The sequence below is a fragment of the Limnohabitans sp. genome, from assembly GCF_040400975.1.
In the GTDB taxonomy this organism is placed as follows: domain Bacteria; phylum Pseudomonadota; class Gammaproteobacteria; order Burkholderiales; family Burkholderiaceae_C; genus Limnohabitans_A.
The window spans coordinates 16273-40464 of sequence record NZ_JBBAPF010000020.1; the positions used below are offsets into that span (position 1 = coordinate 16273).

Annotated in this window: 21 protein-coding genes; 16 read left to right on the top strand and 5 right to left on the bottom strand. The window is 59.8% G+C overall.

Features of this window, described 5'->3' with window-relative positions; genetic code table 11:
- Positions 1–5: 5 nt before the first annotated feature.
- Positions 6–437: a 50S ribosomal protein L13 gene (rplM, locus tag ABWQ00_RS11705; protein WP_353238854.1), complete on the bottom strand. Its 432-nt coding sequence runs from the start codon at positions 435–437 to the stop codon at positions 6–8.
- 198 nt (positions 438–635) lie between these two features.
- Here rplM and ABWQ00_RS11710 point away from each other — a divergent pair, with 198 nt between their 5' ends.
- The 6 genes from ABWQ00_RS11710 (at position 636) to ABWQ00_RS11735 (ending at position 5506) form a co-directional block, all read left to right on the top strand.
- Positions 636–1523, top strand: coding sequence for a 23S rRNA (adenine(2030)-N(6))-methyltransferase RlmJ (locus ABWQ00_RS11710; RefSeq protein ID WP_353238855.1), 888 nt, complete (start codon positions 636–638; stop codon positions 1521–1523).
- A 176-nt stretch (positions 1524–1699) separates the two neighbouring features.
- Complete coding sequence (paaA, locus tag ABWQ00_RS11715) at positions 1700–2731, top strand: 1,2-phenylacetyl-CoA epoxidase subunit PaaA (protein WP_353238856.1); 1032 nt, start codon at positions 1700–1702, stop codon at positions 2729–2731.
- Positions 2728–3024, top strand: a complete 297-nt coding sequence (gene paaB / locus ABWQ00_RS11720) for a 1,2-phenylacetyl-CoA epoxidase subunit PaaB (RefSeq protein WP_353238857.1) — start codon at positions 2728–2730, stop codon at positions 3022–3024. Before paaA ends, paaB begins: the two co-directional genes overlap by 4 nt.
- An 8-nt stretch (positions 3025–3032) precedes the next feature.
- Complete coding sequence (gene paaC / locus ABWQ00_RS11725) at positions 3033–3815, top strand: 1,2-phenylacetyl-CoA epoxidase subunit PaaC (RefSeq protein ID WP_353238858.1); 783 nt, start codon at positions 3033–3035, stop codon at positions 3813–3815.
- A 9-nt stretch (positions 3816–3824) separates the two neighbouring features.
- Positions 3825–4373, top strand: coding sequence for a 1,2-phenylacetyl-CoA epoxidase subunit PaaD (gene paaD / locus ABWQ00_RS11730; protein ID WP_353238859.1), 549 nt, complete (start codon positions 3825–3827; stop codon positions 4371–4373).
- A 29-nt stretch (positions 4374–4402) separates the two neighbouring features.
- On the top strand, positions 4403–5506 hold the full coding sequence (locus ABWQ00_RS11735) for a 2Fe-2S iron-sulfur cluster-binding protein (RefSeq protein ID WP_353238860.1): 1104 nt from the start codon (positions 4403–4405) through the stop codon (positions 5504–5506).
- A 12-nt stretch (positions 5507–5518) separates the two neighbouring features.
- Here the strand turns inward: ABWQ00_RS11735 and ABWQ00_RS11740 are convergent, their stop codons facing one another.
- On the bottom strand, positions 5519–7357 hold the full coding sequence (locus ABWQ00_RS11740) for an ABCB family ABC transporter ATP-binding protein/permease (RefSeq protein ID WP_353238861.1): 1839 nt from the start codon (positions 7355–7357) through the stop codon (positions 5519–5521).
- Positions 7358–7398: 41 nt separating this feature from the next.
- Between ABWQ00_RS11740 and ABWQ00_RS11745 the strand changes: the two genes are divergently transcribed.
- Positions 7399–7809, top strand: a complete 411-nt coding sequence (locus ABWQ00_RS11745) for an acyl-CoA thioesterase (RefSeq protein ID WP_353238862.1) — start codon at positions 7399–7401, stop codon at positions 7807–7809.
- 12 nt (positions 7810–7821) lie between these two features.
- On the opposite strand, the gene ABWQ00_RS11750 is transcribed toward ABWQ00_RS11745, so the two are convergent.
- Together ABWQ00_RS11750 and uvrA are read right to left on the bottom strand one after the other, a co-directional pair.
- Positions 7822–8304, bottom strand: coding sequence for a thioesterase family protein (locus ABWQ00_RS11750; protein ID WP_353238863.1), 483 nt, complete (start codon positions 8302–8304; stop codon positions 7822–7824).
- 35 nt (positions 8305–8339) lie between these two features.
- Complete coding sequence (gene uvrA, locus ABWQ00_RS11755; RefSeq protein ID WP_353238864.1) at positions 8340–14477, bottom strand: excinuclease ABC subunit UvrA; 6138 nt, start codon at positions 14475–14477, stop codon at positions 8340–8342.
- Between the two features lie 181 nt (positions 14478–14658).
- Here uvrA and ABWQ00_RS11760 point away from each other — a divergent pair, with 181 nt between their 5' ends.
- From ABWQ00_RS11760 to ABWQ00_RS11795, 8 genes are all read left to right on the top strand, one after another.
- Positions 14659–16161, top strand: a complete 1503-nt coding sequence (locus ABWQ00_RS11760; protein WP_353238865.1) for a DUF294 nucleotidyltransferase-like domain-containing protein — start codon at positions 14659–14661, stop codon at positions 16159–16161.
- 117 nt (positions 16162–16278) lie between these two features.
- Positions 16279–16581, top strand: coding sequence for a DUF4212 domain-containing protein (locus ABWQ00_RS11765; protein ID WP_353238866.1), 303 nt, complete (start codon positions 16279–16281; stop codon positions 16579–16581).
- 369 nt (positions 16582–16950) lie between these two features.
- Complete coding sequence (locus ABWQ00_RS11770) at positions 16951–18756, top strand: MFS transporter (protein ID WP_353238867.1); 1806 nt, start codon at positions 16951–16953, stop codon at positions 18754–18756.
- Between the two features lie 183 nt (positions 18757–18939).
- Positions 18940–19212 carry a hypothetical protein gene (locus tag ABWQ00_RS11775; protein ID WP_353238868.1) on the top strand — a complete coding sequence of 91 codons (273 nt, stop codon included), beginning with the start codon at positions 18940–18942 and terminating at the stop codon, positions 19210–19212.
- Between the two features lie 330 nt (positions 19213–19542).
- Positions 19543–19839 carry a hypothetical protein gene (locus tag ABWQ00_RS11780; protein WP_353238869.1) on the top strand — a complete coding sequence of 99 codons (297 nt, stop codon included), beginning with the start codon at positions 19543–19545 and terminating at the stop codon, positions 19837–19839.
- Positions 19830–20447 (top strand): tetratricopeptide repeat protein, encoded by a 618-nt coding sequence (locus tag ABWQ00_RS11785; RefSeq protein WP_353238870.1) that lies wholly within the window; start codon positions 19830–19832, stop codon positions 20445–20447. The genes ABWQ00_RS11780 and ABWQ00_RS11785 overlap by 10 nt, the downstream gene beginning before the upstream one ends.
- A 79-nt stretch (positions 20448–20526) precedes the next feature.
- On the top strand, positions 20527–20790 hold the full coding sequence (locus ABWQ00_RS11790) for a DUF4212 domain-containing protein (RefSeq protein WP_353238871.1): 264 nt from the start codon (positions 20527–20529) through the stop codon (positions 20788–20790).
- Positions 20787–22901 carry a sodium:solute symporter family protein gene (locus ABWQ00_RS11795; protein ID WP_353238872.1) on the top strand — a complete coding sequence of 705 codons (2115 nt, stop codon included), beginning with the start codon at positions 20787–20789 and terminating at the stop codon, positions 22899–22901. Before ABWQ00_RS11790 ends, ABWQ00_RS11795 begins: the two co-directional genes overlap by 4 nt.
- A 110-nt stretch (positions 22902–23011) precedes the next feature.
- Here ABWQ00_RS11795 and ABWQ00_RS11800 read toward each other — a convergent pair whose 3' ends face one another.
- Positions 23012–23650 (bottom strand): 2-hydroxychromene-2-carboxylate isomerase, encoded by a 639-nt coding sequence (locus tag ABWQ00_RS11800; RefSeq protein ID WP_353238873.1) that lies wholly within the window; start codon positions 23648–23650, stop codon positions 23012–23014.
- Between the two features lie 97 nt (positions 23651–23747).
- Between ABWQ00_RS11800 and ABWQ00_RS11805 the strand changes: the two genes are divergently transcribed.
- On the top strand, positions 23748–24191 hold the full coding sequence (locus ABWQ00_RS11805; RefSeq protein ID WP_353238874.1) for a universal stress protein: 444 nt from the start codon (positions 23748–23750) through the stop codon (positions 24189–24191).
- Position 24192: the final 1 nt, after the last annotated feature.

Sequence of the window (24192 nt, forward strand, 5' to 3'; positions counted from 1 at the left end):
GCTCCTTAGATGTCCAGCACTTTAGGCTGTTGGGCGGTGTGTGGATGCTCTGCGCCGCCATACACCTTGAGTTTCTTGATCATGGCGTAACCGAGTGGGCCCTTGGGCAGCATGCCCTTGACAGCCTTCTCGAGTGCGCGGCCAGGGTGCTTGGCTTGCATGTCGCGGAAGTTGGTGGCAGTGATGCCGCCTGGGTAGCCAGAATGGCGGTAGTAAATCTTGTCGATCGTCTTGGTGCCCGTCACTTTGAGCTGGGCAGCATTGATGATGACGATGTAGTCACCGGTGTCGACGTGAGGCGTGTAAATGGCCTTGTGTTTGCCGCGCAAACGGAGAGCAACTTCGCTGGCTACTCGTCCGAGGACCTTGTCGGTCGCGTCAATCACAAACCACTCGTGCACGACCTCAGCGGGTTGCGCGCTGAAAGTTGTTGTCATGAGTTTTCTCTTCAAAAGAAAGGTTTGTCGGGCCCTTTTCCACGGTCGGTGTTCCTCTGTTGGGAACCTCTTAGGTGGGAGATTGCTTGAGCCATAACAGCATCAAGCGTCTTCGCCGCGGGGCCACAAAATCGCTGCGAAGCCTGCCATTATACGAAAAATCAAGGACTTGCAGAAGTTATTGGTTACCATCAAGCCATGTTCAGTTACCGACACGCTTTTCACGCAGGCAACCATGCCGATGTGCTCAAACACATCACCTTGCTCGCCACCCTGCGCCACCTCATGCAAAAAGAGGCCGGCATCACCCTGATTGACACCCATGCTGGGGCCGGTTTGTACCGTTTGGACGGCGATTACTCTCAAAAGGGTGGGGAAGCAGAAGACGGCCTGTTCAAACTTCTGGCCGCCGCCGAAAAGCGCGATGCCTTGCCCGAGCCCGTTCAAGACTACCTGGCGCAAATTGCCAGCTTCAATCCCAACGGGCAAGCCAAGATTTACCCCGGCTCGCCCTTTTTGATGCAACGCCTGATGCGCCACGCCTCGCGCGACCGCCTGCGTCTGTTTGAGCTGCACCCCACCGACAGCAAAGCCCTGATGTCCAACATCGCCCAGCTCGAAGCCGGGCGCACGGTCACGGTGAGCCGCGAAGACGGTTTTGAGGCGCTCAAAAAGCTGCTGCCCCCACCGCCTTCGGCCACAGGCTCCAAGCGGGCCATGGTGCTGATCGACCCCAGTTACGAGATCAAGTCGGATTACAGCAAGGTCGCCAGCGTCATTCAGGAGTACCTCAAGCGCTTTTCGACCGGCACTTACCTGGTTTGGTACCCGATCATTCCTCGCCCCGAGGCGCATGACTTGCCCAAACGCCTGCGCACCTTGTCCAACCAGGCCCAAAAGCCGTGGCTCCATGCCACGCTGGCGATTGGCCGCGGTCCCAGCGACGAAGGCGGTCTGGTGGCCAGCGGCATGTTCGTCATCAACCCCCCCTTCACGCTCAAAGACCAGATCCGACAGGCGCTCGATGTGGTCGGGCCTGCTTTGGCGCGCGGCTCCGGCAAAAACTGGGCCGTCGAGTCGTCTTGAACGGCATGAAGCAAGTTCCAAGAGCAGCTTGCATGGGGCTTTCGCTGCGACCACCCAGCCATCAGGGAAAAACCTGAGCACGCCGTGCCAAAATTAACCGACCGGGCGGTCGGTTAATGGGTATACTGGCACCTGCGCCAAGATCATTCCATCCTGTTTGGCGCAGGAGACCCGCCATGTACACGCAATCTTTCAGCGTCCCGGACACAACCGAAGACGTCAAATCGGCCGGCCTGAAGGCCGTGCCCAAAGCCCTGAGCACGCAAGACGCTGCCCTGCAGGCGGCCTTTGACGCCCGCATCGACGCCGATGGCCGCATCGAACCCCGCGAGTGGATGCCAGAGGCCTACCGCAAAACCCTGGTGCGCCAGATCAGCCAGCACGCCCACAGCGAAATCGTCGGCATGCTGCCAGAAGGCAACTGGATCAGCCGCGCCCCGAGTTTGAAGCGCAAAACGATTTTGATCGCCAAGGTGCAAGACGAAGCTGGCCACGGCCTGTACCTGTACAGCGCCGCCGAAACCCTGGGCACCAGCCGCGACCAGATGCTGGATGCCCTGCACTCGGGCAAAGCCAAATACAGCTCCATCTTCAACTACCCCACGCTCAACTGGGCCGATGTGGGCGTGGTCGGCTGGCTGGTCGATGGCGCGGCCATCATGAACCAGGTGCCCCTTTGCCGCTGCTCTTATGGCCCCTATGCCCGCGCCATGGTGCGGGTGTGCAAAGAAGAATCCTTCCACCAGCGCCAGGGCTACGAAGCCTTGCTGGTGATGATGCAAGGCACGGCCGAGCAAAAAGCCATGGTGCAAGACGCCGTCAACCGCTGGTGGTGGAAGTGCCTGGCCATGTTCGGGCCGCCTGATGCCGACAGCCCGAACAGCGCGCAAGGCATGCGCTGGGGCATCAAGCGCATCAGCAACGACGACCTGCGCCAGAAGTTTGTGGACGCCACCGTGCCGCAAGCCAAAGTCCTGGGCGTGACCCTGCCCGACCCCGACCTCAAGTGGAACGAAGCCCGTCAAGCCCACGACTACGGCCAGATCGACTGGGACGAGTTCTGGGCCACCGTGAACGGCAACGGCCCTTGCAACAAGGAGCGCCTGGGTGCCCGCGTCAAGGCCTGGAACGACGGCGCCTGGGTGCGCGAAGCCGCACTGGCCCACGCCCGCAAACAACAAGCACGCCAATTGAAGGAGGCCGCATGAGCTCCGCAGCATTGAAAGAATGGCCCCTGTGGGAAGTTTTTGTCCGCAGCAAGCAAGGCCTTGAGCACAAACACTGCGGCAGCCTGCACGCATCCGATTCAGCGCACGCCCTGCAAATGGCGCGCGATGTGTACACCCGGCGCCAGGAAGGCGTGAGCATCTGGGTCGTGCCCTCGGCCAGCATCTCAGCCAGTGAGCCCAATGACAAATCCGAGTTTTTCGACCCGGCCAGCGACAAGGTGTACCGCCACCCGACCTTCTACCAAATCCCCGACGAAGTCGGTCACATGTGAGCGTTCAGATGAATGCCCCCACTGAATACCTTTTGCACCTGGCCGACAACGCGCTGATCCTCGGTCAGCGCAATGCCGAATGGTGCGGTCACGGCCCCATCCTGGAAGAAGACATCGCGCTGTCCAACAACAGCCTAGACCTGATCGGCCAAGCCCGCATGCTTTACCAGCACGCGGCCACGCTGCAAGGCGGCGACGCCACCGAAGACACGCTGGCGTATTTCCGCGACGTGCCCGACTTCAAAAATTACACGCTCTGCGAATTGCCACACATGCCTTTGATGGCGGCCACGTCTGTGGGCGACCGCGACTTTGCCACCACCATCGTGCGCAATTTTTTGTACAGCAGCCTGATGGTGCTGGTGTGGGACCAACTGCAAAACTCGCAAGACACGCAGCTGGCCGCGATCGCCGCCAAGTCACTCAAAGAAGTGCGTTACCACCTGCGCCACTCGCGCGATTGGCTGGTGCGCTTGGGTGATGGCACCGACGCGTCGCACGCCAAAGCGCAAGCAGCGCTCGACCAATTGCTGCCCTACACCGAAGAGTTTTGGAGCCACAGCGCGCATGAATCAGCGGCACTGGCCAATGGCACAGGCCCCGACATGACCGCTTTGCGAAACGACTGGAACCAGATCGTGGACGAGGCACTGCAAGAGGCCGCCCTGCAACGCCCAGCCGATGGTGGCTTTGTGCCCACCGGCAAGCAAGGTGTCCATTCGGAGCACCTGGGTTTTGTTTTGGCAGAAATGCAAAGCCTCGCCCGAGCGCACCCCGAAGCCACCTGGTGATGAGTTCCAATGACCACGATTACTTCGCCCGCCTCTGCGCCTGAACGCGCAGCCGATGTGAGCCACGCCTGGGCACTGCTGGAGCAGCTGACCGACCCCGAAATTCCGGTCGTCAGCTTGCGCGAGCTGGGCATCTTGCGCGACGTGCGTATCGGCGATGCGGGTCTGGAAGTGGTCATCACTCCCACCTACAGCGGCTGCCCGGCCATGGGCGCGATCGAGGACGATGTGAAAGCCCTGCTGCAAGTCCATGGCTTGCAGGGCCATGTGGTCACGCAACTGGCCCCCGCTTGGACCACCGACTGGATGACCGACGCCGCCAGAGACAAGCTGCGCGCTTATGGCATTGCCCCGCCGCACGCCTGCGCCAGCGCGCCCTCGGGCGCGGCCAACGTGGTGCAGTTTGCGGCACGCGTTGCCAAACCCGAGGTGGTGAACTGCCCACAATGCGGCTCGGCCAACACCACCGAAACCTCTCATTTCGGCTCGACCGCCTGCAAGGCCCTTTACCGGTGCCTGGCTTGCATGGAGCCCTTCGATTACTTCAAACCTTACTGAGTGGCCGCAAGCTGCCTCAACGTCACGCCATGTCCGCACCCCGATTCCATGACCTCCCGATCGCACGCATCAGCCCCGAAGCGGCCGGTGCCGTGGCGATCACGCTGAACGTACCCGCCGATCTGCGCAGCAGTTTTGACTTTCAGCCGGGCCAGTTCCTGACCTTGCGTGCGGACATCGACGGCGCAGACGTGCGCCGCAGCTACTCCATCAGCTCGGCCCGCAGCCTGCTGCAAAAGAACGGCGTACTCGAAGTCGGCATTCGCCCCGTCGAAGGCGGCGTGTTCTCCAACTGGGCTGCGACACAACTCCAAGCGGGCGACACGCTGCGCGTGATGCCGCCCGAAGGCCGCTTTGTGGTGCAGCGCCCCCGCGCGATTCACCGGGTGGGTTTTGCCGCAGGCTCGGGCATCACGCCCATCCTGTCCATCCTGGCCAGCACGCTGGAAGACCAACCCGACAGCAAATTCACCCTGGTCTATGGCAACCGCCGCATGGACAGCGTGATGTTCAACGAAGCCCTGCAAGACCTGAAAGACCGCTACCCCTCGCGCTTGACGCTGATCCACATCCTGTCGCGCCAAGCGCAAGAAGTGCCTTTGCTGGAAGGCCGCATCGACGGCGCCAAAGTGCAAGCCATCATCGATGCGTTTTTGCCTGTAGGCAGCATGGACGAGGTGTTTGTGTGCGGCCCAGAGGCCATGATCGAGGCCACCGAACAAGCCCTGCTGAAGGCTGGCGTCAAAGCCGAGCGCATTCGCACAGAACGTTTCAGCTCGCCCACACTGGATGCCCTGCCCCCCGAAGTCCGCGCCAAAGCCGTGCTGGGCCACCCGGCCACGCGCGCGCAAGGCGAAGTGCAGCTCACCGTGGTGCTGGACGGTAAGCCTTACAACATGCCGATGAACCGCAACGAGAAGATTCTGGACATCGCTTTGTCGCTGGGTCTGGACCTGCCCTACTCGTGCAAAGCCGGGGTGTGCTGCACCTGTCGCTGCAAGGTCATGGAAGGCACGACCGAGATGGAAAAGAACTTCACCCTCGAAAAGCCCGAAGTCGAGCAAGGCTTCATCCTGTCTTGCCAAGCCCGCCCCACCAGCGATCGCGTGGTGATCAGTTTCGACGAGCGCTGAAACTTTTCCGGTTCACTCGCTCGACTGCTGCATGGCCCACATGCTGGCGTAACGGCCTTGTTGGGCCAGCAGCTCGGCATGGTGGCCGCGCTCGATGATTTGGCCCGCTTCCATCACCAAAATCTCGTGCGCATCGACCACCGTGGACAGGCGGTGCGCAATCACCAGCGTGGTTTTGTTTTGCGCCACGCTGGCCAGCTCGGATTGGATCGCACGTTCGTTGGCCGAATCGAGCGCCGAGGTGGCCTCGTCAAACACCAATATCGGTGGATCCTTGAGCAAGGTGCGGGCAATCGCCACGCGCTGCTTTTCGCCGCCCGACAATTTCAGCCCGCGTTCGCCCACCGAGGTTTGGTAGCCCTTGGGCGTGGAGGCGATGAAGTCGTGGATGCGGGCCGAACGCGCTGCGCCTTCGATCTCGGCCTGGCTGGCACCGGGTCGGCCATAAGCGATGTTGTAGGCCACGCTGTCGTTGAACAGCACCGTGTCCTGCGGCACGATGCCCAAGGCCTGGCACACGCTGTTTTGGGTGACCTGCCGGATGTCCTGCCCCGCGATGCGGATGAAGCCCTGCTGCACATCGTAAAAGCGGAACATCAAACGCGCCAGCGTGGACTTGCCGGAACCCGAAGGCCCGACCACCGCCACCGTTTTGCCTGCGGGGATGGTGAAGCTGATGTCCTTCAAGATCGGGCGATCGGGCTCATAAGCGAAGGACACACGGTCAAACACCACATCGGGCGCACCTTGCAAAGCCAAGGCAGGCGCATCGGGCACATCGGCCACTTCACGCTCGCGGTCCATCAGCACAAACATCTTGTCCAGATCGGTCAGGCTTTGCTTGATCTCGCGGTACAGCACCCCCAAAAAGTTGAGCGGGATGTAGAGCTGGATCATGAAGGCGTTGATCATGACCAGATCGCCCAAAGTCATGCGTCCGGCCACCACCCCTTCTGTGGCACGCCAAAGCATGGCCACCAAGGCCGACGCGATGATGAGCTGCTGCCCGGTGTTGAGGACAGACAAAGTGGTTTGCGCCTTGAGCCTGGCCAAGCGCAAACGCTCCAAGCTTTCATCGTAACGGCCAGCCTCAAAGCGTTCGTTGCCAAAGTATTTGACAGTTTCGTAGTTCAACAGCGAATCGATGGCGCGGGTGTGCGCAGCCGAGTCGAACTCATTGGCTTGTTTCCGAAACTGGGTGCGCCACTCGGTCACACGCACAGTGAAGAAAATATAAAACACCAAGGCCGCCAAAGTGATGCCCGCGAACCAAGCGTCAAACTTGACCGCCAAAATGGTCAACACCAGGCCCACCTCGATCAGGGTGGGAATGACGCTGTAAAGCGAATAAGAAATCAAGGACTCGATGCCGCGCACACCACGCTCGATGTCGCGTGTCATGCCGCCGGTCTGCCGAGCCAGATGAAAGCGCAAACTCAAGGCATGCAAGTGCTCAAAGGTTTGCAGGGCAATGCTGCGCGAGGCCCCCTGCGTAGCTTTGGCAAAGACCAGTTCGCGCAACTCGGTGAATGCCGAGGTCAGCAAACGCAAAGCACCATAACCCAACAACAGCGCCACTGGCACCGCCAGCAACGCCTGCGGATCGCTGGGCTTGAGGCTCATGGCATCGACCAACTCCTTGAGCAACAAAGGCACACTGACGTTGGCAAGCTTGGCGCACACCATGAGGGTGAGCGCAATCAGAACTCGCCATTTGTATTGCCACAGGTAGGGCAAAAGGCGCGAGAGGGTTTTCCAGTCGTTGCCGGGGGGCGTTGGCGTTGCAGCGCCGGGCTTGGCGCCAGAGGCGTGGGGAGAAGCGGTGGCAGCGGTTTCGCCGTTGTGGCGCATAAGGGACAATCCGGTTTTGACGTTAACCACCGATTGTGCCCATGTCTGCCCACCAAAGCCCCGACACCGTGTCTTTGCCCACTGACCAAGAGCTGGTGCTCAAAGTCATCCCTATGCCTGCTGACTGCAATGCCAGTGGCGACATTTTTGGCGGCTGGGTCATGGCCCAAGTCGACTTGGCCGGAGCCGTGTTGCCCGCTAGGCGCGTGCGTGGCCGCATGGTGACCGTGGCGGTGAACGAGTTCATCTTCAAGCAAGCCGTCAAGGTGGGCGACATCCTGTCGTTTTTCTCGCGCATCGTGCGGGTGGGTCGAACCTCGGTCACCGTCAAGGTGGAGGTATTTGCCGAGCGCTTTCAGTTGCAGGGTCAGTACATCAAAGTCACCGAGGCGAACTTGACCTATGTGGCGGTGGACGACCAAGGCAAGCCCAGGCCCGTACCAGCCGAGTGATCGCTAGGGCGATCAGGACACGATGTAAGCCGCAGCGCCCGTGGACATCAAGGACCCATCGGGCCCACAAAACTCCATGCGGGAAGACCCCACACGCGAGCCCACGCGCAAGGCGTTGGCGGTGATGGTGAAGTACTCGCCAATGCCAGGACGCAGATAGTCCACCCGCAAGTCGATGGTGCCCAACTTGGCAAAGCGCTCCAGGCGTTTGGCGGGCGGCTCATCCATGTGCTTGGCCGCCAGCGCCGCCATGACCGCGGCACTGCCGATGGCGTCAAGCACCGCGCTGATGACGCCACCGTGGATGCGGTTGTAGGCAAAGTGCCCCACCAATTCGGGCCGCATGTCGATGCGGGCCTCCACGCCATCGGGCGTGACCTTGACGAGCTTCAAGCCGAGCGTTTTGTTGAAGACGATTTTTTCTTCGTAGATCTGACGAAAGCCCTCGATGTATTCAGGTTCCAGGACGATGGGGGATTCGATTCTTTGGGGCATGGCCTGATTCTATGAAATGCGCATAGGCGCCTAGGTCACGTCCGCGCCAGCACCGGCCCCAAGGCCACCCCGGTGTGGGTACCCAAGATGACCAAGGCCTCAGGCGTCATGGCCGCCACGATGCGGCCACCGGCATTGCCGCCTTCTGGCCCCAGATCAATCACCCAATCGGCCTCGGCGATCACATCCAGGTCGTGTTCGATCACGACCACGCTGTGACCTGCGTTGACCAGTCGGTGCAGCACGCTGATGAGCTTGTCCACGTCGGCCATGTGCAATCCCACAGTGGGCTCGTCGAGCACATAAAGCGTATGTGGTGCTTTGTTGCCACGCTTGCCCACTTCGTCACGCACCTTGGTCAGCTCGGTCACCAGCTTGATGCGCTGCGCTTCACCACCGCTCAAGGTCGGTGAAGGCTGACCCAAGGTCAGGTAACCCAGACCCACGTCTTTGAGCAACTGCAACGGGTGCGCGATGCTGGGCATGCTGGCGAAAAAGCCCACCGCCTCGTCGACTTCCATCTGCAGCACATCGCCAATGCTCTTGCCGCGCCAAGTGACCGCCAGAGTCTCTGGGTTGAAGCGGGCACCGCGGCAGGTTTCGCAGTGCACTTTCACGTCGGGCAAAAAGCTCATCTCGATGGTGCGCATGCCCTGGCCTTCGCAGCTGGGGCAGCGGCCTTCCCCGGTGTTGAAGCTGAAGCGCCCAGCGGCATAACCCCGGGCCTTGGCCTCTAGGGTTTCGGCAAACAGCTTGCGGATCGTGTCCCAAAAGCCAATGTAAGTGGCGGGGCAAGAGCGCGGTGTTTTGCCGATCGGCGTTTGGTCAACCTCAAGCACGCGGTCGATGGTTTCAAAACCCTGCACATCGCTGCACGCCGTCAAAGCCACCCGTTGGCCTGCATCTTGCGCGGTGCGGCCTGCAAAGGTGGAGCGCTGGCTGACCAGCGCCTGCACATTGGCCAGCAGCACATCGCGGGCCAGCGTGGACTTGCCGGAACCGCTGACGCCTGTGACGGCCACCAAACGCTTGAGCGGCACTTGTACATCGACCTGGCGAAGGTTGTGCAGGTTGGCTCCTGTGAGCGTGAGCCATTGCAAATCCACACCACCCGCCGCTTCTTTGTGGGGGGGTGGCGTGGGCGCCGATTTTGGCGTACCCCCGCCGTATGAGGTGCCCGCGCCACCGCTCCACAAAGAAGCATCCACGGAACGACGCAACTGCATCGGATGCTTCATCGCGTGCAGCAAATAGCGTCCGGTTTGCGAATCGGCAGAAGCTGTGATATCCGCCACGGATCCCTCGGCTACCAGACGACCACCGCGTTTGCCTGCGCTGGGACCGATGTCAATGATGTGGTCGGCGCGGCGGATGGTGTCCTCGTCGTGCTCCACCACCACCAGCGTGTTGCCCTTGTCGCTCAGGCTTTGCAAGGCGTTCAGCAAAATCCGGTTATCGCGTGCATGCAAGCCAATGGTGGGTTCGTCCAGCACGTAGCACACACCTTGCAGATTGCTGCCCAGTTGCGCGGCCAGGCGGATGCGCTGGGCCTCGCCACCCGAGAGCGTAGGCGCACCCCGGTCCAGCGTGAGGTAACCCAGACCCACTTCTTCCAAAAATTCCAGTCGGCTTTGGATCTCGGGCACCAGGTCACGGGCGATATCGGCATCGCGGCCGGTGAGATGCAGCCTGTCAACCCAGTGCCGCACATCGGTGACCGACAAGCTGGCGATGTCGGTGATGCGCCAGCCTTGACCCGGAGCAGAACCGAGCCTCACGGCACGCGCCGTGGCATTCAGCCGGGTGCCTTCGCAGCTGGGACAAGCCACATTGGCCAGGTCTTCGATCTCGGGCTCGGCAAAGGTTTGCTCGCGGCCTTTGTTCTTGTCGTCTTGCACCGAGTCGTCGAACACTTGGCGCTCGTCTTTGCTCAGCTTGACGCCCGTGCCAACGCAATCCGGGCACCAGCCGTGTTTGCTGTTGTACGAGAACAAACGCGGATCGAGTTCCGCATACGAGGTGGAACACGCCGGGCATGCGCGCAGTGTCGAAAACACGCGGTGCTGGCCAATGCGGGCAGTCGACTCGCCGCTGAACATGGCTTCACGCAAACCATCCAAGTCACTCAGCACATGCACCACGCCTTTGCCATGCTCCAGGGTTTTGGTCAGGGCTTGGCGCAGCGCCGTCTCGTTGCTGGGCAGCACATCGAGACTGGCCACGGGCAGTTCAATGTTGTGCTCTTTGAAGCGGTCGATGCGCGGAAAGCCTTGTGTGGGCAAAAAGTCGCCATCGACGCGCAAGTGGGTGTAGCCACGCGGGCGGGCCCAGTCGGCCAACTCGGTGTACACGCCCTTGCGGTTGGTGACCAGCGGGGCCAACAGACCAATGTGCTGACCTCGGAACTGGGTCATCAGCTGCGCGATGATGCTGTCCGGCGTTTGCGGCTGCACAGGCGTGTTGTCATGCACGCAATGCTGAATGCCCAGCTTGACATAGAGCAGGCGCAAAAAGTGCCAGACCTCGGTGGTCGTGCCCACGGTCGATTTGCGGCCACCTCGCGACAGGCGCTGCTCAATCGCCACGGTGGGCGGAATGCCATACACCGCATCCACCTCAGGCCGACCTGCAGGCTGCACGATGGCGCGGGCATAGGCGTTCAGACTTTCCAAATAACGGCGCTGGCCTTCGTTGAAAAGGATGTCAAACGCCAGCGTGGACTTGCCCGAACCGCTGACGCCCGTGACCACATTGAACTTGCCGCGCGGAATGTCCACGCTCAAGTTTTTGAGGTTGTGCTCTTTGGCGTTGACGATCTGGATGTTGTTGTTCAACACAGGTGCGCGTTGATGAGTACCGTTGGAAAGTCCTACGCCCTCACGATCCAAAGCTCTCGAGAGCGAGGCTGCGGTGTCAGAGGATGACGATTTTGGCGTACCCCCGCCGTATGAGGAACCCGCTGACACCGCAGCCTCGCCCCCATAGACATTCGATCGCCCACCCTCGCCCCCATAAACATTCAAGCGCTCAGCCACCCCTAACACCTCGCCCATCGACTCAGCGTACTCGCGCAGCGCCAGCCCCGTGTGCGATGTCGCATGCTGACGCACATCTTCGGGCGTGCCCTCGGCCACGATCAGCCCCCCAGCATCACCGCCCTCTGGGCCCAAGTCGATCAGCCAATCGCTCGCGCGGATCACGTCCAGGTTGTGCTCGATGACGATGAGCGAATGCCCTGCTTCGAGCAGCTTGCGCAAAGCGCGCATGAGCTTGGCGATGTCGTCAAAGTGCAGGCCGGTGGTCGGCTCGTCAAACAGAAACAAGGTGCCCTTGCGCGCCAGGCTCTGGCGACTCTTGGATGCGCTCTTGGCCGCCTCGGCCAAAAAGCCCGCAAGCTTGAGGCGCTGCGCCTCGCCACCCGACAAGGTGGGCACGGGCTGGCCCAGACGCACGTATTCCAGACCCACATCCACAATCGGCTGCAGGGCACGGATGACTTCGCGGTCTTGCGCAAACAAAGCCGCAGCCTCGCTCACGGTGAGCTCCAAAATATCGGCCACATTGAGGTGGCGCACCGAGCCGCTGATGGCTTGGCGCTCGATGGTGATCTCCAAAATCTCGGGGCGGTAACGCTTGCCGTCGCAGTCGGGGCAGCGCAAATACACATCGCTCAAGAACTGCATCTCCACATGCTCAAAGCCCGAGCCGCCACAAGTGGGGCAGCGCCCGTCGCCGCCGTTGAAGCTGAACTTGCTGGCGGTGTAACCACGCTGACGCGACAGCGGCGCGGTCGCAAAAATCTCGCGGATCGCGTCCCACGCGCCGACATAGCTCACCGGGTTAGAACGGGCCGTCTTACCAATCGGCGACTGGTCCACAAACACCACATCGCTCAGGTGGTCAGCCCCCAGCAAGCGGTCGTGCGCGCCGGGAGTTTCGGTGGCTTTGCCAAAGTGGCGCATCAGCGCCGGGGCCAGCACATCCTGGATCAAACTCGACTTGCCCGAGCCACTGACACCCGTGATGGTGACCAAGCGCTGCAGGGGGAAGTCCGCGCTGATGTTTTGCAGGTTGTGTTCACGGGCGCCTTCCAAAATCAAACGCGGCGTGCTGTCGGTGACCATGCGCTTGAAGCCCAGACCCACTTGCTTGCGGCCGCCCAAATAAGCGCCTGTGAGCGTGTCGACCTTGCGCAGGTCAGCGGTGGTGCCGTCAAACACGATTTGGCCGCCGCGCTCGCCGGGACCGGGCCCCATGTCGATCATGCGGTCAGCGGCCATCATCACGGCCGGGTCGTGCTCGACCACCACCAGCGTGTTGCCCGCGTCACGCAGGCGGTGCATGGCCAAGGTGATGCGGTGCATGTCGCGCGGGTGCAAACCAATGCTGGGCTCGTCCAACACAAACAAGGTGTTGACGAGGCTGGTGCCCAGGGCCGTGGTGAGGTTGATGCGTTGCACTTCACCGCCGCTGAGCGTGCGGCTTTGGCGGTCAAGGGTGAGGTAGCCAATGCCGACGTCGCACAGGTATTTGAGGCGGGTGGTGATTTCTTCCAGCAGCAACTGCAGCGCTTTTTGTTCGGCGCTTGGACCGTGACTGGTTTCTTCGGCGGTTCGGTCTGCATCAGAGCGGGGGGCGAGCTCCTCATGAGGCGGGGGTACGCCAAAATCGTCGCCCGCCCCCCGCTCTGACACAGACCTTGTGGCTGATCCAGCGTTTTCTGAATTCTCATACCCCGAAGCCGACACCCGGTCAAAAAACAAACGCAAACGATCGAGCGGCATGATCATCATGTCGTGCAGACTCAACCCCGGCAACGCCTCCAACTGCGCCCGCGACCACTTCACACCTGCTGGCATGAAACGCTTTTCCACTGGCAAAACCCCATCGGCATCCGAGTGGCTGCCGATGCGCCAGAGCAAACTCTCGGTCTTCAAACGTGCCCCTTGGCACGTTGGGCACTCGGTGTAACTGCGGTACTTGGACAAGAGCACACGGATGTGCATCTTGTAGGCCTTGCTCTCCAGGTACTCAAAAAAGCGCTTCACGCCATACCACTGGTGGTTCCAGCGGCCCTTCCACTCGGGTGAGCCGTTGATCACCCAGTCTTGCTGGGCTTTCGTCAGCTTGTCCCATGGCGTGTCGCGCGGAATGCCTGCAGCCTCGGCGTGGCGCATCAGGTCGTCCTGGTTTTCTTGCCAGGCGGGCGTTTGCAGTGTCTTGATGGCACCGGCGCGCAGCGTGAGCTTGGGGTTGGGAATGACCAAGCCGTAGTCCACGCCGATCACGCGCCCAAAACCACGGCAGGTCTCGCACGCGCCCACCGCCGAGTTGAAGGAGAACATCGACGGGATCGGGTCGGTGTAGCGTTGATCGCTGTCGGGGCAATGCAGGCCTGTGGAAAAGCGCCAGATGTCAAAGGCGGGCTCAGGGGAAGAAGCAGCGGAGAAATTGGGATCTGACCCCAATTTCTCCACATACACATTCAGGCGGCCGCCGCGTTTCAGGGCGACTTCGGTGGCTTCGACCACGCGGGCTTTTTCGGCGGTGCCGATGCGAAAGCGGTCGGCGATCACATCCAGCACTTTGCGCGGACCGGTGGGCGTGGCCACTTCGCGCTCGGCCTGCACCTTGGTGAAACCGCTGGCCGACAGCCATTGCTCGACTTGCTCAGCGCTGGTGTTTGCGGGCAATTCCACCGGGAAGGTCAGGTACAAACGCGGGTCGCCCGCTTGCGCGGCACGCTGCGCCAGCTCGGCGTAAATCGTGTCGGGGTTGTCGTGGCGCACCGGCTGCGCGGTGTCTTTGTCGAACAGCTGACCCAGACGGGCGAACAACAACTTCAGGTGGTCGTTCAGCTCGGTCATGGTGCCCACGGTGGATCGCGAGCTGCGCACCGGGTTGGTCTGGTCGATCGCAATCGCCGGGGGCACGCCTTCGACCTTGTCGACCGCCGGTTTGTCCATGCGGTCCAAAAACTGGCGGGCGTAGGCGCTGAAGGTCTCCACATAGCGGCGCTGACCCTCGGCATACAGCGTGTCAAACACCAGACTCGATTTGCCCGAACCACTGGGGCCAGTGACCACCGTGAGTTCACCGGTGCGGATGTCGAGGTCGATGTTTTTGAGGTTGTGCTGACGGGCACCACGGATGCGGATGAGACCTTGGGACATGCTGGGCTTTGTGGGGTGAAGGCCAAATATTCTAGGGCCGCGCCCGATGTACCTAGACAAGGCCTGTCTTGCCCCTTTTTCTTGACCGGGATCATGAAAACCACCGACTTTTCTGCCGCGTAAACCTGGCCGATGACAGAATGGAAAAACCTTGTTGACCACGAAAGGACGGGGCCAGAACATGTCCCTTGTGAGCAACGATGACGCTGTACCGCCGGATGCCATCGCTTTGCGCGATTCAGCAGCAGGACAAGATCAACACGCGCCCTTGTTGGGCTTGCCACTGCAGGCCTTGGTTCAGCACGGCCCCATCACCATGCCTTGGGATGCCAGCGTGCGCGATGTGGCCCGCACCATGCGCGACCACAAGGTGTCTTCGATCTTGCTGGTACAAGAAGGCCAATTGATGGGCTTGGTCACCGACCGTGACCTGCGCGACCGTGTGGTCGCCGAGGACCTCGACCTGTCTCGCCCTGCTGCCGACATCGCCAGCCTGAACCCCATCACATTGGACCAGCGCAGCCCGGCCTTTGCGGCCTTGCTGCTGATGACACGCCACAACATCCACCATGTGCCTGTGATGGACGGTCAGCGCTTGGTGGGCATGGTCACCGCCACAGATCTGATCCGACAACACAGCACATCACCCTTGTACTTGACGCGCGACATCCACCGACAAACCACGCTCGAGGGTCTGGTGGGCATCGGTCGGCAAATCAAGGGCTTGCAAAACCACTTGAGTGCAGCCAACGCCAGCGCCTACCAAACCGGTCACATCATCACGGCCATCACCGATGCTTTGACCTGTCGCTTGATTGCACTGACCGAGGCGATATTAGGCCCCCCGCCCGTGCCCTATGTCTGGGTGGCTGCAGGCTCGCAAGGACGTTGCGAGCAAACCGCCAAATCCGACCAAGACAACTGCATGGTTTTGGACGACGCCTATGAGCCCAGGGTGCACGGCGACTATTTCAAGACCTTGGCGCGACGGGTCTGCGATGGTCTGGCAGCCTGTGGCTATATCCACTGCCCGGGTGAGATGATGGCCATGACCGACACGTGGCGTCAACCGCTGCATGTTTGGCGTCGGTATTTTCAGCGCTGGACAGAACACCCCGAGTCCAAGGCTTTGATGCTGATCACGGTCTTTTTTGATCTGCGGGCGGTGCACGGTGCGTTCGAATTGCTTCAGGCATTGCGCCAGGACGTGATGGCGCATACACCCCAAAAAAGCCTGTTTTTGGCGCATGTGGTGAACAATCCACAAAAGCTACGCCCGCCCCTCAACTTGTTTGGCCAAATCACCAGCAGCCACAGCGGCGCGCACGCCGGGACGGTTGACTTGAAAAACCACGCCATCACGCCCATCGTGGACCTGGCGCGCATCTGCGCCTTGGAGTCCGGCTTGCTCGAAGTCAACACCTGTGATCGAATCGAAAAGGCCTCAAAACTGGGCGAGTTGTCTGAGTCCAGTTCGCGCGACTTGCGGGACGCCTTCGAATTCGTGTCCCGCCTGCGCATCGCCCACCAAACCCTTTGCATGCAGCGCGGCCTCGAGCCTGACAACCACTTGCATTTGCAAGAACTGTCGAATTTCGAACGCGACCACCTGCGCGACGCGTTGTCCGTCATTCAATCTCTGCAGGATGTCTGGGCCCAGCGCTACCCCTCGGGCTTGCTTTGAAACCCTGGGCGCTCTGTAGTGCTTGCCATGCACCCGCTGTGCATGCAAGGGTAAACACCGAATGTCGGTGTGGTGCGGCGCCTACAAACGCCATGGGTTTTTTGCGTATCCTTGCATATGCCTGAAATTCACACGCCATCGGCTGCGCTGAAAAAACGTGAAAACCGCTTGAAGTGGACCTTGTTGTCCATTTGGCTTTTGACCAGTTTTGGGCCTGGTTTTTTTGCACGCGACCTGGCCATCGACATCCAAGGTTGGCCTCTTTATTTTTGGATGGCCGCACAAGGCTCTTTGCTGGTTTTCATGGCCATCGTGGTGCTTTATGCCTGGCTCATGAACCGCTGGGAAGCCGAAGAAGTGGCACAACTGAGCGCCGCCCACCAACGTCCGCCTCTCTCAGACACGCACGAATCTAACTGATGGTGCGTTCAGCGCACCCCCGCACCAGGCCGGCATGAGGTGCGTGCCAACGCCTTCACCATTCGAGCCGCCTGAGACATCCGGACACCTGTTGACCTGGGTCAAAACAACAAGTGGACGGCATCGCTATGGTTCAGCACGAACACGCGCATGCCCTTGATTCGCCCACAGGCCAATCCAAGGACAGCCGTTCTAATTTAAGTGTTTACCCTAGGTTTTGCGACGCCTTATAGCCGATGCAATTCTCAAGTAAGTTAATAAACCTAAATTGATAAGGTAATTGTTTGGGGACCCAAAAAGTGCGCCCATCAGTACACGCTTTACCTAAACCGTCGGGCTTTGAAACCCGACAACCATCAAGGAAACGACATGTCCACAACAGATCAGTCCAACAACGTGCGGGAACGCTCCCGTCCGATGACGCCAGAGGAGAAGAAAGTCATCATGGCTTCTTCAGCCGGCACCATTTTTGAGTGGTACGACTTTTACCTTTACGGCGCTCTGGCCGCCATCATTGGTGCGCAATTCTTCACCGCCTTCCCCGAAAACACCCGCAACGTTTTTGCCCTGCTGGCTTTTGCCGCGGGCTTCATCGTGCGCCCCTTTGGCGCTCTGGTGTTCGGCATGTTGGGCGACATGATCGGTCGCAAGCACACTTTCTTGATGACCATCGTCATCATGGGCGTGTCCACCTTCTTGGTGGGTGTGCTGCCCAATTACGAGAGCTGGGGCGTTGCTGCACCCATCATCCTGATTCTTTTGCGCATGGCACAAGGTCTGGCCCTGGGTGGTGAATACGGTGGTGCGGCCATTTATGTGGCAGAGCATGCCCCTGCCAATCAGCGCGGCTACTTCACCGCCTTCATTCAGACCACGGCCACTTTGGGCCTGCTGCTTTCGCTGATTGTCATTTTGTCGGTGCAAGGCTACGTCAATGGCAACTACCCCGATGTGCCCTTGATGAAAGACGGCGTGGCCGTGCTCATGGCCGACGGCAACCCCACCATGGTCAAGGCCTTCAACGCCTGGGGCTGGCGTGTTCCCTTCATTGGCTCCATCTTCTTGTTGGCGATTTCGCTGTACATCCGCTTGCAGATGAACGAAAGCCCTGCCTTCAAAAAGATGAAAGAAGAAGGTCGTACTTCCAAGGCGCCTTTGAGTGAAGCTTTTGGCAACTGGAAAAACGGCAAGATCGCTTTGATCGCGCTGCTGGGTTTGGTGGCGGGTCAGGCTGTGGTTTGGTACACCGGCCAGTTCTACGCTTTGTTCTTCATGCAAAACGTCATCAAGATCGACAGCTTCACCGCCAACGTGATGGTGGCTTGGTCGCTGATCTTGGGTACAGGCGGTTTCTTGTTCTTCGGCGCTTTGTCGGACCGCATCGGTCGCAAGCCGATCATCCTGGCCGGCTGCGCGCTGGCTGCTGCCACCTTCTTGCCCGTGTTCAACTTTTTGACTGAAACGGCCAACCCCGCCATTTACCAAGCGCACAAGACGCCGGTTTCCGTCAAGGTCTCGGCCGAAGATTGCTCTTTCCAGTTCAACCCCACGGGCACTGTGAAATTCACCTCCTCTTGCGACATTGCCAAAGCTCAATTGGCTCGTTCTTCGGTGAACTACACGACCGAAGAAGGCGCGTCGCCTGGCACACTGGCCATGGTGAAGGTGGGCGAGACGGCCATCGAGTCTTATGACGCAGGCAAGCTGACAGGCGACGATCTGAAAAAGGCCAAGGCCGCTTTCGACAGCAGCCTGAACGCAGCCTTGAAGCAAGCCGGTTACCCACTGGTCCCTGCGGACAACAAAACCATCGCCAAGGCCAGCAGTTTCATGGACATCTTCACAGCGCAGAAGATCACCATCATTGTGATCCTGACCTACCTGGTTTTGCTCGTGACGATGGTCTATGGCCCGATCGCAGCGATGCTGGTTGAAATGTTCCCCACCCGCATCCGTTACTCCGGTCTGTCTTTGCCCTACCACATCGGCAACGGCTGGTTCGGTGGTTTGATGCCTGCCACGGCGTTTGCGATTTCTGCGCAGACCGGCAACATCTACTCCGGCCTCTGGTATGCCATCGTGATTGCGGTCATGACCGTGGTGATCGGTACGCTGTTTGTGCCAGGCGGCACGCACAAGAAGGACATCTTCGCCGGCGACCGCGACGCCCGATAAATCCAAGCCCAACCCGACTCGGTCTTGCACAAAGCCGAGCTCGGGTTGCACGGCTGCGTTGCCCCTGACAAGGCAAGCGGCCGGTTGGCTTCTTGCAAATCGGGTTGGTCCAACCCAGCCCGATTTGCAAGGCGCAGACCATGTCAAACTCCATGCGCACTTCACCCCTGAGGAAATGACACCGTGATTGAGCTTGTGTTTTCGCAATTGAGCGACGTATTTCGCATCGGTTTGATCATGGCCTTGGTGGTCACCATGCTCAGAACCTCCTCGGTGACGGGGCGCGTCTTGCCCTTGATCGCGGGCGTGGTGTTCGTGGCCGTGATCGTGCCGAGCACCCTGTCTGGCAGCACGGAGACGCTCAGCCAAGAAATCGCCGCAGGCCTGATCTCTAACTTGATCATTTTGGTCCCCGTGCTGGTGCTGGCGCGGCTGATTGCACACCTGCGCCGCTGACGCTGCACGTCTGCCCGCCATCCCATGTGGGCCTCCTGGCCGCCAACAGAGCGGGCCTGCCACCCGCGTTTGCGTTGAGAAATCCCGCAATCCGCCTAAGTGTTTTCCCTCGGACCCCCATCGCCAAGGCTGTAAGCCTTCAGAAAGCAATCTGTCAGGCCTTTGTCAGCTTGGCCTTTTTCCCGAGCGAGGCCACCTAATAGGCGTAAAAAAATAAGGTTTTAGAGCAACTTCTGCAAGGTTTTATGCGGGACTGGCTGGGTTTGGACGATGGCAAGCTTGCCCATAGAATCCAAAAAAATCACCTGTTCACCCTATCAATAGAGCCTTATGCTGCTTGCCGTTGTCATTGCCAAGAGTCTGATTGAACTGTCTTTGATGTTCATCGTCGGGCGTTTCTTGCTGGGACTGCTGGCGGGCGCCAAACGTGACACCAACGTTTTTTACCAACTGCTCGACGTGGCGTCCAAGCCTGCGCTTTGGATCACCCGCAAGATCAGCCCCAAATTGATCCTGGACCAACACATCCCCCTGGCCACCAGCAGCTGGCTTTTGATCGCTTGGGTCGTGGTGGTGCAATGGAAGATCGAACTCTGCCTCGAAATGGGCATCACAGCATGTCAGTGAAAACCCAACTCTCTCCCGCCAACCCCAGAACCTCCCACCGAGGCAGGTGCTTTTGGCTGCGCCTCCAAGCCAAGGCGCTGTTGGTCGTGGGCATGCGCCGCAGAGCCCACGAGGTGTTTCAAGACATCCTGGACCTCAATCCCCACGATGTCTTGGCCCTCAACAGCCTCGGATACAACGAATTGAACGATCGCCGCTTGGTCCAGGCTTTGGGGTTTTTTGAGCGCGCCTTGGCCCTCACCCCCGCCAATGCCAATGCGCACTTCAACGTGGGTTTTGTCTGCGAAGAGTTGGGACGCAGCCAGGAAGCAGAACAAGCGTTCAGGGCCGCACTCCAAATTGACGAAAAAATGGACCGCGCCTGGTATGGCCTGGGATTGGTGCTGGTGCGTCAACGGCGATTCGAAGAGTCGTTGGTGGCCTTTGAGCGCAACACCAAGTTGCAATCGATGAGCCCCTACGCCTGGTACCAAATGGCCCGCGTGCACATGGAGATGCAGGCCCCCGATAAGGCGCTGGAAGTCATGCGCCACCTGAACGGTTTCGAGCCCAAGGTCGCCGCACAACTCGAGCGCGAAACAGGGCTCAAGTTGAACACGCTCATGTGAGTTCCTGCCCCCCAGCTTGGGGCAAGCCATTCAAATGTGACAGTCGGTAGTTTGATTTTTTAACGAGAAGGAGATGACGATGCAGCTCACTGCAAGGCACCAGGAATACTGGGGCAAAAACTTAAGGATCACGGGGCTATTGCTGGCCCTGTGGTTCTTTGTCACGTTCGTACTTTTGTTTTTTTCGCGTGACTTGACGTTCAGCTTTTTTGGCTGGCCGTTTTCATTCTGGGTGGCCGGCCAGGGCGCACTGATCGTGTACTGCCTGATCATCTGGTACTACGCACGCTACATGAACAACCTTGACAAGGAATATGGCGTTGCAGAAGGAGAAGAAGCATGAGCGTTTTCGGCGGCGAAGGCCAAACCCAAAGCCAGTTTCAGAAATCTCTGAACAGGGTATTCACGTTCTACATCGGGGGCTTTGCAGCCTTCGTGATCTTGCTCGCCATCCTTGAACAGATGGGGTTGCCTAAAGAGTACATCGGCTACGCCTTCTTGGCCGCCACCGTGCTCCTCTACGGCGGTATCGGTGTGATGAGTCGCACCAACGATGCAGCCGAATACTATGTGGCCGGCCGCCGTGTGCCCGCCATGTACAACGGCATGGCCACCGGTTCTGACTGGATGTCGGCCGCGTCCTTCATCGGTATGGCCGGTACACTGTACCTGACAGGCTACGGCGGTCTGGCCTTCATTTTGGGCTGGACAGGCGGTTACTGCCTGGTGGCGCTGTTCCTGGCACCTTACCTGCGCAAGTTCGGTCAGTTCACCATCCCTGACTTCCTGGGTGCACGCTACGGCGGCAACATGGCACGCCTGATTGGCGTGTTTGCGGCCATCCTGGTGTCCTTTGTGTACGTCGTGGCCCAGATCTTCGGCGTGGGCCTGATCACCGCCCGTCTGACAGGTCTGTCCTTCGACGTGGGTGTTTATGTGGGTCTGGCTGGCATTTTGGTCTGCTCGTTCTTGGGCGGTATGCGCGCCGTGACCTGGACTCAGGTGGCGCAGTACATCATCCTGATCGTGGCCTACATGATTCCTGTGGTCTGGTTGTCGGTGAAACACACCAGCATGCCCTTGCCTCAGATCTCTTACGGCTACCTGCTTGAAAAAGTCAGCGCCAAAGAAGAGCAACTGCTGAAAGACCCCAAAGAACTCGAAGTTCGTGGCATCTTCAAAGCACGTGCCGATGCAGCCGCTGAAAAGCTGAAAGATGTGCCTGCAGCCATGGCCGCTGACAAAGAAGCCGCCACCAAGAAGCTGGAAGAGCTCAAGGCGAACAACGCACCGGCTGCTGACATCCAGGCCGCTGAAAAGGCTTTGGCAGCTCTGCCCAAAGACGAAGCCGCTGCTAAAGCGGCTTACACCGCTGCGCGTGCTGCCAATGCACCCCGTGCCAACCCACCCCTGCGCCATGCTGAGCCCTTCCCAGGCAAGGACGACGCAGCCCGGGATGTGGCCCGCAAGAACTTCTTGGCCTTGGTGTTCTGCTTGATGGTGGGTACGGCTGCTCTGCCACACATCCTGATGCGCTTCTACACCGTGCCTTCGGTGCGTGAAGCACGTCAGTCGGTGGCCTGGTCGCTGTTCTTTATCTCGCTGCTGTACTTCACTGCGCCTGCTTTGGCGGTGCTGGTCAAGTTCGACATCTACACGCTGCTGGTGGGAACACCGTTTGACCAGTTGCCGGGATGGATTGCACGCTGGAACGTGGTCGACCCCACGCTGATGGCGGTGGCTGACATCAACAAAGATGGCATCTTGCAGTTGGCTGAAATCCGCCTGGGTGGTGACATCGTCGTGCTGGCTACGCCTGAAATCGGTGGCTTGCCCTTCGTGATTTCCGGCCTGGTGGCTGCGGGTGGTCTGGCTGCAGCCTTGTCCACAGCTGACGGCCTGCTGCTCACGATTGCCAACGCCTTGTCGCACGACGTGTACTACAAGATTGTGGACCCCAACGCCTCGGCCAACCGCCGCGTCGCGATCTCCAAAATCATTTTGGTGTTCGTGGCTCTGGCGGCTGCCTATGTCGCATCACTGCGCATGGCGGACATTTTGTTCCTCGTGTCTGCGGCGTTCTCGTTCGCTGCGGCAGCCTTCTTCCCTGCGTTGACCCTGGGCATCTTCTGGAAGCGTGCCAACAAGTGGGGCGCTTCGCTGGGCATGATTGCTGGTTTGGGCATCTCGTTCTACTACATGGTCAAGACCCATCCCTGGATGTACGGCTTGTTCCATGAGGGTACGCTGACACCTGAAATCTTGAAGGCCAACACCTGGTGGGACATTGCCCCCATCTCGGCCGGTATCTTCGGTGTGCCGCTGGGCTTCGCAGTGATCATCATTGTGTCGCTGCTGACCAAAGAGCCCGAGAAAGAAGTTCAGGAATTGGTGGAAAACGTCCGTTTCCCAAGCTTTGACGGCACCACCTCTCAAGGTACTGCTGCTCACTAAATGGATGACGTGTGCAGGGCTCGCCCTGCACCACTGAAACCCTTTCATAAAAAACCCGATCGCTTGATGCGATCGGGTTTTTTTTCGTCCTCTGCGCGGGATCGGTCAAGTCATGACCGCTTCACCCCCACCCCACACGCAGCCGGCGCCTGCCAGTCAGGCCCCTCAAACCAGGGATCACCTTGCAGGTAAGCGCGCAACATGGGCAAGGCGTCTTGCCCCCAGAACAGCTTGTCGTCAACGGCAAAGGTGGGCACACCGAAAACGCCTTGGGCGATGGCCTGGTCGGTGTGGGCCTGCAGGGCTTGCTTGACATCAGCTGACGAGGGGTCGCGGGCGGGGTTGAGTTCGGCCGTCAATTGCGCCAAGCGCTGGGGGTCGGCAGCGTCCTGGCCGGACCACCACACATGGCGAAAAATCTTCTCGCAGACATAGCGGCTGGGCTCACCAGCGCTGTCGGTGGCGACCGCCAGGCGCAGCAAGCCCAAAGGATTGAACGGGTGCATGGCCGGCAGCTGCAAAGGCGTGCCTTGCCGGTGGGCCTGCCACAGCACTTGGCGGTACGTCCAATCGCGCTTGGCCGGGATTTCGGCTGGGCCGAGCTGTCCGTGGTGCTTGAGCAGCGCGGCGAACAAGATCGGTTTGTGCACCACCCGATGGCTGATGCCTTGCAAGGCTTGGGGCAAGGCATCAAAGCCCAACCAAGCGTAAGGCGAGATGAAGTCAAGATAAAACGTGATGGTTTTCATGGGTTTTTCCAGCAGATCGGACAGTCTATAGGGTCAACACCAGCTTGCGCATTCCAGCCAATGCGGCACATGATTTTGTCACTCAGAGGAGACGGGCATGTACAAACACATCATCCTGGCTTACGACGGCTCGATCACGGGCCAAAAGGCTTTGCTGGAACTCAAGGAGCTGGCGCACTGGGGCAACCCCCGTCTGACCCTGGTGGCGGTGGCCCCTCACCCGGTCGACGTCGGCTCGATGGAAATGGGTTATTACACCAGCGCCAACCCCGAAGCACTGGAACAAACGCTGAAAGAGCAACTGGCCCAAGGTGTACACACCCTGCAAGCCATGGGCTTCACCGCGCAAGGCGAAATCCTCCAGGGTGAAGTCATCCATGCGCTGACCGAGTTTGCTGCCCAAGCTGGCGCCGACCTGATCGTGGTGGGTCACAAACATGAAAAAAACCTGTTGCGCCGCTGGTGGAGCGGCTCTACCGCCAAATCGCTGGTGGAGGAGTCACCCTGCAATGTGCTGATCGTGGTGGAACGCGAGGGCTGAG

Coding starts and splice junctions, on each gene's coding strand:
- rplM (WP_353238854.1), bottom strand. CDS start 437: ATGACAACAACTTTCAGCGCGCAACCCGCTGAGGTCGTGCACGAGTGG.
- ABWQ00_RS11710 (WP_353238855.1), top strand. CDS start 636: ATGTTCAGTTACCGACACGCTTTTCACGCAGGCAACCATGCCGATGTG.
- paaA (WP_353238856.1), top strand. CDS start 1,700: ATGTACACGCAATCTTTCAGCGTCCCGGACACAACCGAAGACGTCAAA.
- paaB (WP_353238857.1), top strand. CDS start 2,728: ATGAGCTCCGCAGCATTGAAAGAATGGCCCCTGTGGGAAGTTTTTGTC.
- paaC (WP_353238858.1), top strand. CDS start 3,033: ATGAATGCCCCCACTGAATACCTTTTGCACCTGGCCGACAACGCGCTG.
- paaD (WP_353238859.1), top strand. CDS start 3,825: ATGACCACGATTACTTCGCCCGCCTCTGCGCCTGAACGCGCAGCCGAT.
- ABWQ00_RS11735 (WP_353238860.1), top strand. CDS start 4,403: ATGTCCGCACCCCGATTCCATGACCTCCCGATCGCACGCATCAGCCCC.
- ABWQ00_RS11740 (WP_353238861.1), bottom strand. CDS start 7,357: ATGCGCCACAACGGCGAAACCGCTGCCACCGCTTCTCCCCACGCCTCT.
- ABWQ00_RS11745 (WP_353238862.1), top strand. CDS start 7,399: ATGTCTGCCCACCAAAGCCCCGACACCGTGTCTTTGCCCACTGACCAA.
- ABWQ00_RS11750 (WP_353238863.1), bottom strand. CDS start 8,304: ATGCCCCAAAGAATCGAATCCCCCATCGTCCTGGAACCTGAATACATC.
- uvrA (WP_353238864.1), bottom strand. CDS start 14,477: ATGTCCCAAGGTCTCATCCGCATCCGTGGTGCCCGTCAGCACAACCTC.
- ABWQ00_RS11760 (WP_353238865.1), top strand. CDS start 14,659: ATGTCCCTTGTGAGCAACGATGACGCTGTACCGCCGGATGCCATCGCT.
- ABWQ00_RS11765 (WP_353238866.1), top strand. CDS start 16,279: ATGCCTGAAATTCACACGCCATCGGCTGCGCTGAAAAAACGTGAAAAC.
- ABWQ00_RS11770 (WP_353238867.1), top strand. CDS start 16,951: ATGTCCACAACAGATCAGTCCAACAACGTGCGGGAACGCTCCCGTCCG.
- ABWQ00_RS11780 (WP_353238869.1), top strand. CDS start 19,543: ATGCTGCTTGCCGTTGTCATTGCCAAGAGTCTGATTGAACTGTCTTTG.
- ABWQ00_RS11785 (WP_353238870.1), top strand. CDS start 19,830: ATGTCAGTGAAAACCCAACTCTCTCCCGCCAACCCCAGAACCTCCCAC.
- ABWQ00_RS11790 (WP_353238871.1), top strand. CDS start 20,527: ATGCAGCTCACTGCAAGGCACCAGGAATACTGGGGCAAAAACTTAAGG.
- ABWQ00_RS11795 (WP_353238872.1), top strand. CDS start 20,787: ATGAGCGTTTTCGGCGGCGAAGGCCAAACCCAAAGCCAGTTTCAGAAA.
- ABWQ00_RS11800 (WP_353238873.1), bottom strand. CDS start 23,650: ATGAAAACCATCACGTTTTATCTTGACTTCATCTCGCCTTACGCTTGG.
- ABWQ00_RS11805 (WP_353238874.1), top strand. CDS start 23,748: ATGTACAAACACATCATCCTGGCTTACGACGGCTCGATCACGGGCCAA.